This window comes from Mannheimia sp. (assembly GCF_056854775.1).
Window position 1 is genome coordinate 1 of the sequence record NZ_JBXGGI010000130.1, and the last position, 5,177, is coordinate 5,177.

Here is a 5,177-nt window from a genome sequence, read left to right on the forward strand (position 1 = left end):
AAATTATATGCTGAAAAAGGGAAAAACACTCAAATAGTATTCATTGCACAAAATGACTTAGAAAATCAATATTTGTTTACTTCTGGTATAAACCTGTCTAAAGCAATGCCAACAGCAGGAGAGATAACCTATAAAGGGAAGAGTTTTAATATCTATTCATCAGATGGTACAGGAACTCTCAATGCAATTACTAAAGGCACGTCCGAATTTGTCGCTGACTTCAACCAAAAAATCTTAACAGGTACGGTAAAATCATCTTTAGAAAATAGTGCTTTTAAACCCGTTGAAATTTCAGCAAGTATTACCAAGAACACGTTCTCTGGAAGTAAAAATTATATCAGCGTGCAAGGTGGTTTCTTTGGAGAAAATGCTGGAGAGTTAATTGGAGATTACAGAACCGAAGAAGGTAGCCAACAAAATGCTATTGGTGTATTCCGAGCAGAGAAATCTAACAATTAACTTTCTTTCAAAGACCGCTACAAGCGGTCTTTTTATATTTACAAGAATTAAATAAATAATAGTCTTTTAACAAAAATTTAGAAAAACGACCGCTTGTAGTTATTTAGCCTATCATCTTTTAAAATCTGTTCAACCTCTAAGCGAACATATCTGATCTCACCACCCACTTTTTCATAAAGTAAACCGACTTTTCCGTCCGGCAACTCTGCAATGCTACTGTAGCCAAAAGTTTCATTATCATCAGTTATCTGAATATAATCTTGCCAATCAATGGTATTATCTGACTTGATTTCACCAATCCAAACTCTTCCATTAATGCGTTTCCACATTTGCTTAGAATGAGCGTTAGAAAGCAGTACATACTCTTTGTCGTTAATTTCTTTTGAATATTTTATTGCTGATAATTGAGTGTAAGAATTAAGTAACTCCGCATCAAATTCACTACTTTGCCACGTCATACCTTCAGTATTACTGCTAGATACCAATACATTGCCTTTATTAGTGCGGGTAAAAAGCGTTATCGTACCATCATTGAGTTCCACAATGTGCGATTCACTCGCCTTATAAGGTGCTTTATTACCATTAAATTTAATAGGCGTTTCGCCCATTAGCCAAGTTTCACCACCGTCTTCACTTTTGATGACGGCAGTCAGTTCATTGTCATATTGGTCAATAAAATAAACCGGCACCAGTAACGTTCCACTTTCCAATTGAACCCCTGTACCAGGACCCGTACCAAGAAATTTCATCGAATCAGTTTTCAACTGTGGGTTTAAATCAATCGGATTTGACCACGTTTTGCCGTTATCATCGCTATAAATCAACCATAAATAACTGGTTTTCTGCACTGTAAATGGGGCGGAACGATTAAACTCTTTTTGCGAGGAGAGAAAAATATTACCTTGATAATTGGCATCGTTCATTTCACCCAAATAAACATCGCCTAAATCTCGATAGGCTTTATCGGGGTTGCCCTTAGTTACTACTTGGTAATCTGTTGGATTGTTTTGGGTATCATACACTCGACCTAAAGTGAGGCTTTGCTCTCGCAAAGTATAGGTCTGATCTTTACCAAGCAGTTTCAAAAAGGCTTGACCATCAATGTTAGTATAACCACTACCTAACGCATTGGCTGGGTTAGCAGGCTCTCTTTTGCCGTGATAAGTAATATGACTATGAATGCCACTCGATTCGGGGTACATATCCACTAATAAGAAAATGCGTTCGGAATTTTTGTCTTGTACCATCACAGGGTCAATAACAAATGCCGATTGGGTATTTTCAAAATTAGGAGCATTGTAGGGCTGCTCAATTAAATCGATCACGACTTGGTCGTTCTGCCAAGTTTTGCCGTTATCCAAACTTCGACGGATAACTAAATCAATATTACCCCAATCCTTATTATCAAATTGATGTTTATCAATTGCCGCTAACACAATGCCGTCTTCTGTGGTTAATAGCGAAGGAATACGGTAATTTCTTGCTGATTTATTTGCCACAAAAAGTGGCTTTTCTTGTTCGATAACAATATTGTTCGCAATTTCCAGCTCTTGTTCACTATAGCCATTCACTGCACCAACAGTTTGCTTGGCGGAACTATAAGATAAAAAAATGTAGAATAGGCAAAAAAAGATAACAGATTTCATAGTGTCTAGGTTTAACATTTAGGCGGCGTATTCTAGCGTAATGTATTAATTTTGAACAGTAAAACAAAACGCTTTTAACTTATTTTTAAGTTAAAAGCGTTTGCAAATTTTTTCGGTAAAATAACCGCTTGTCAGTTACTTAGTCGCAGCTTTCATCGCTTGTACAAATTCAGCAAGTTCTTCCAGCAAATTCGCTTGGTTATCTAAATTACGTTCAATAATCTTCACAATTGCCGAGCCTGAAATTGCCCCATCAGCACCAAGTCTTAAGGCTTCTTTCACTTGTTCCGGTTTAGCAATACCAAAACCTTGTAAGATTGGTGCAGCATTCGCTTGTTTTAAGCTCCCCACTAAATTATCAAGATTACTTGCGTGAGCTTGGTTTTCCGCACTGGTTACACCTGCACGAGAAACTAAATAAGTATAGCCTTCAGTTAATTTTGCAATGCGTTGAATGGTATTTTCATCTGCATTTGGCGGGCAGATAAACACAGGCTGAATACCATATTTTTTAGCCGTTGGTACAAACTCTTCTGCTGCTAAAACAGGTAAATCTGCAATTAACACCGCATCAACACCTGTTTGCCGGCAGCGTTGGAAGAACCTCTCCGTACTCGGTACAAAAATTAAGTTCGCACAAAGCAATAAACTAATTGGAAGATCGGGATATTTCGCTCTAATTTTTTCTATCAACGTAAAGCAAGCATCTGTACTGTAACCTGCATCTAATGCACGTTTGTTCGCCGCTTGAATAACAGGTCCATCTAGTAATGGATCTGAAAATGGAAAGCCTAATTCTAATGCATCAGCTCCATTGGCAATCATCGTTTCAATAATCTCAAAGCTACGGTCAAAATCAGGATCGCATAAAGTAACAAACGGCACGAAAGCCCCTTCGTTTTTCGCTTTTAAGCGGTCAAATAAGTTATCAAAACGGCTCATTAGTTACCTCCATTTAAAATTTTATCGACCGTGAAAATATCTTTGTCGCCACGTCCAGATAAATTTACCACTAATAGTTGCTCTTTCTCAGGATTTTGCTTAATCAACTTCAGTGCATAAGCTAAGGCGTGTGAAGATTCTAACGCAGGAATAATCCCTTCATTTTTAGCGAGTGCTTGGAAAGCATCTAATGCTTCTTGGTCGGTAATCGATACATAATCGGCTCTGCCTGTTGCATTTAAATAGGCGTGTTGCGGACCAACTGATGGGAAATCTAAACCTGCCGAGATAGAGTAAGATTCTTCAATTTGTCCATCTTTATCTTGCATAATCGGCGATTTCATACCGAAGTAAATTCCTGTTGTGCCGTGTTTAAGCGGTGCACCGTGTTCACCTGTTTCAATGCCTTTGCCTGCCGGTTCAACGCCGATTAATTGTACCGACGTTTCTTCGATGAAATCAGCAAACATTCCGATTGCATTCGAACCACCGCCAACGGCAGCAATCACCGCATCCGGCAAGCGGTCTTCTTTTGCTAAAATTTGACGTTTGGTTTCTTCGCCAATCATTTTTTGGAACTCACGCACCATTGTCGGGAATGGATGTGGACCTGCTGCCGTACCAATTAAATAGTGAGTGGTATCGTAGTTTGCAGCCCAATCACGCATCGCCTCACAGCACGCATCTTTCAGTGAGCAAGAACCTTTTTCGACAGGGATTACATCCGCTCCCATTAAACGCATACGGAACACATTAGGCGATTGGCGTTCCACATCTTTTGCCCCCATATAAACCACACAAGGCATACCTAGCATTGCACAAGCTAATGCGGTTGCCACACCGTGCTGCCCTGCTCCAGTTTCGGCAATAATACGGGTTTTGCCCATTCGTTTGGCGAGTAAAATCTGCCCTAGTACTTGATTGGTTTTATGAGCTCCACCGTGTAATAAATCTTCACGTTTTAGATAGAGTTTGCTGTTTGTACCTTTGGTTAAATTACGGCAAAGCGTAAGTGCCGTTGGGCGACCTGCATAGTTTTTGAGTAAATCGGCAAATTCTGCTTGGAATGTTGGATCTTGTTGAGTTTCTACAAAGGCTTGCTCTAATTCTTTGAGTACCGGTACTAAAATTTCAGGAACATACATTCCGCCAAATTCACCGAAGTAAGGGTTAAGAAGTGTGTCTGACATAATATTTCCTTTTCTATTTCCTCTCTCGTCTTGAAAGAGAGTATAAAATTATAAATTTCTAGCTACATTTAAGGCTGATGAGGTTTGAGCTACCGGCATTACTTCAACACGGTTAATATTGACGTGTTCCGGTTGTTGATTTAACCAAAGCACGATATTAGCCACATCTTCAGGGCGAACAAATTCAACATTTTCATAAATTTTTGCTGCTTTTTCGTCATCGCCTTTAAAGCGAACATTAGAAAATTCTGTCCCACCACATAAGCCCGGCTCAACGTTAGACACCCGTACTTTTGTGCCTGCTAAATCTGCACGCAAATTTAAGCTAAACTGCTTCACAAAGGCTTTTGTACCGCCATAAACATTCCCACCCGGGTAAGGGTAAGTTCCTGCAATCGAACCGATATTAATAATATGTCCTGAATTATGCTCAACCATTTCAGGAAGAACTAGGCGTGTCATTGTTACTAAGCCTTTAATATTGGTATCAATCATTTGATACCAATCAGTTAAATCCGCTTTATGAGCAGGCTCTAAGCCTAGTGCTAAACCTGCATTATTCACTAATAAGTCAATCTTTCGCCAACATTGAGGGCGACTATTTAATGCTTTTTCAACTTCTGAGGAATCTTGAATATCAAATACAAGCGGTAGAAAATTGTCGCCAAATTGCAAATGTAGTTCGCTTAAACGCTCTGCACGTCTGCCTGTGCCAATCACTCTATAGCCTGATTGAAGAAGTAATTTACAAATTGCTAAACCAAAACCGGCGGTTGCCCCTGTTACTAATGCAGTTTTCATCGTTTTACCCTCAAAATTAAAATGTACTATTAAAGTAGTACATAATTTAAAAAATTGCAAGAAATATATCATTCAGAAAAGAAAAAAGCGTACCAAAAGGTACGCTAAATACATAGGAGGATCTTATTTTAAGATTTAT

The 5,177-nt window shown here is 38.9% G+C and carries 5 protein-coding genes; 1 reads left to right on the forward strand and 4 read right to left on the reverse strand.

The window, feature by feature from the left end:
- The coding region (locus ACJHV0_RS09220) for a transferrin-binding protein-like solute binding protein (protein WP_483134005.1) at positions 1-459 on the forward strand (459 nt) is incomplete at its 5' end.
- Positions 460-536: 77 nt separating this feature from the next.
- Here the strand turns inward: ACJHV0_RS09220 and ACJHV0_RS09225 are convergent.
- The 4 genes from ACJHV0_RS09225 to ACJHV0_RS09240 form a co-directional block, all read right to left on the reverse strand.
- Positions 537-2,123, reverse strand: coding sequence for a sialidase family protein (locus tag ACJHV0_RS09225; protein ID WP_483134006.1), 1,587 nt, complete (start codon positions 2,121-2,123; stop codon positions 537-539).
- A 117-nt stretch (positions 2,124-2,240) separates the two neighbouring features.
- Entirely contained in the window at positions 2,241-3,047 is an 807-nt protein-coding gene (gene trpA / locus ACJHV0_RS09230) for a tryptophan synthase subunit alpha (protein WP_483134007.1), read from the reverse strand.
- A complete protein-coding gene (gene trpB / locus ACJHV0_RS09235; protein ID WP_483134008.1) occupies positions 3,047-4,237 on the reverse strand; it encodes a tryptophan synthase subunit beta in 1,191 nt (396 codons plus the stop codon). Before trpB ends, trpA begins: the two co-directional genes overlap by 1 nt.
- A gap of 48 nt (positions 4,238-4,285) precedes the next feature.
- Positions 4,286-5,038 carry an SDR family oxidoreductase gene (locus ACJHV0_RS09240; protein ID WP_483134009.1) on the reverse strand — a complete coding sequence of 251 codons (753 nt, stop codon included), beginning with the start codon at positions 5,036-5,038 and terminating at the stop codon, positions 4,286-4,288.
- Positions 5,039-5,177: the final 139 nt, after the last annotated feature.

What these genes read in the sequence shown, in the direction of transcription:
- ACJHV0_RS09240 (WP_483134009.1), bottom strand. Translation starts at nt 5,038, where the DNA reads ATGAAAACTGCATTAGTAACAGGGGCAACCGCCGGTTTTGGTTTAGCA.
- trpB (WP_483134008.1), bottom strand. Translation starts at nt 4,237, where the DNA reads ATGTCAGACACACTTCTTAACCCTTACTTCGGTGAATTTGGCGGAATG.
- ACJHV0_RS09225 (WP_483134006.1), bottom strand. Translation starts at nt 2,123, where the DNA reads ATGTTAAACCTAGACACTATGAAATCTGTTATCTTTTTTTGCCTATTC.
- trpA (WP_483134007.1), bottom strand. Translation starts at nt 3,047, where the DNA reads ATGAGCCGTTTTGATAACTTATTTGACCGCTTAAAAGCGAAAAACGAA.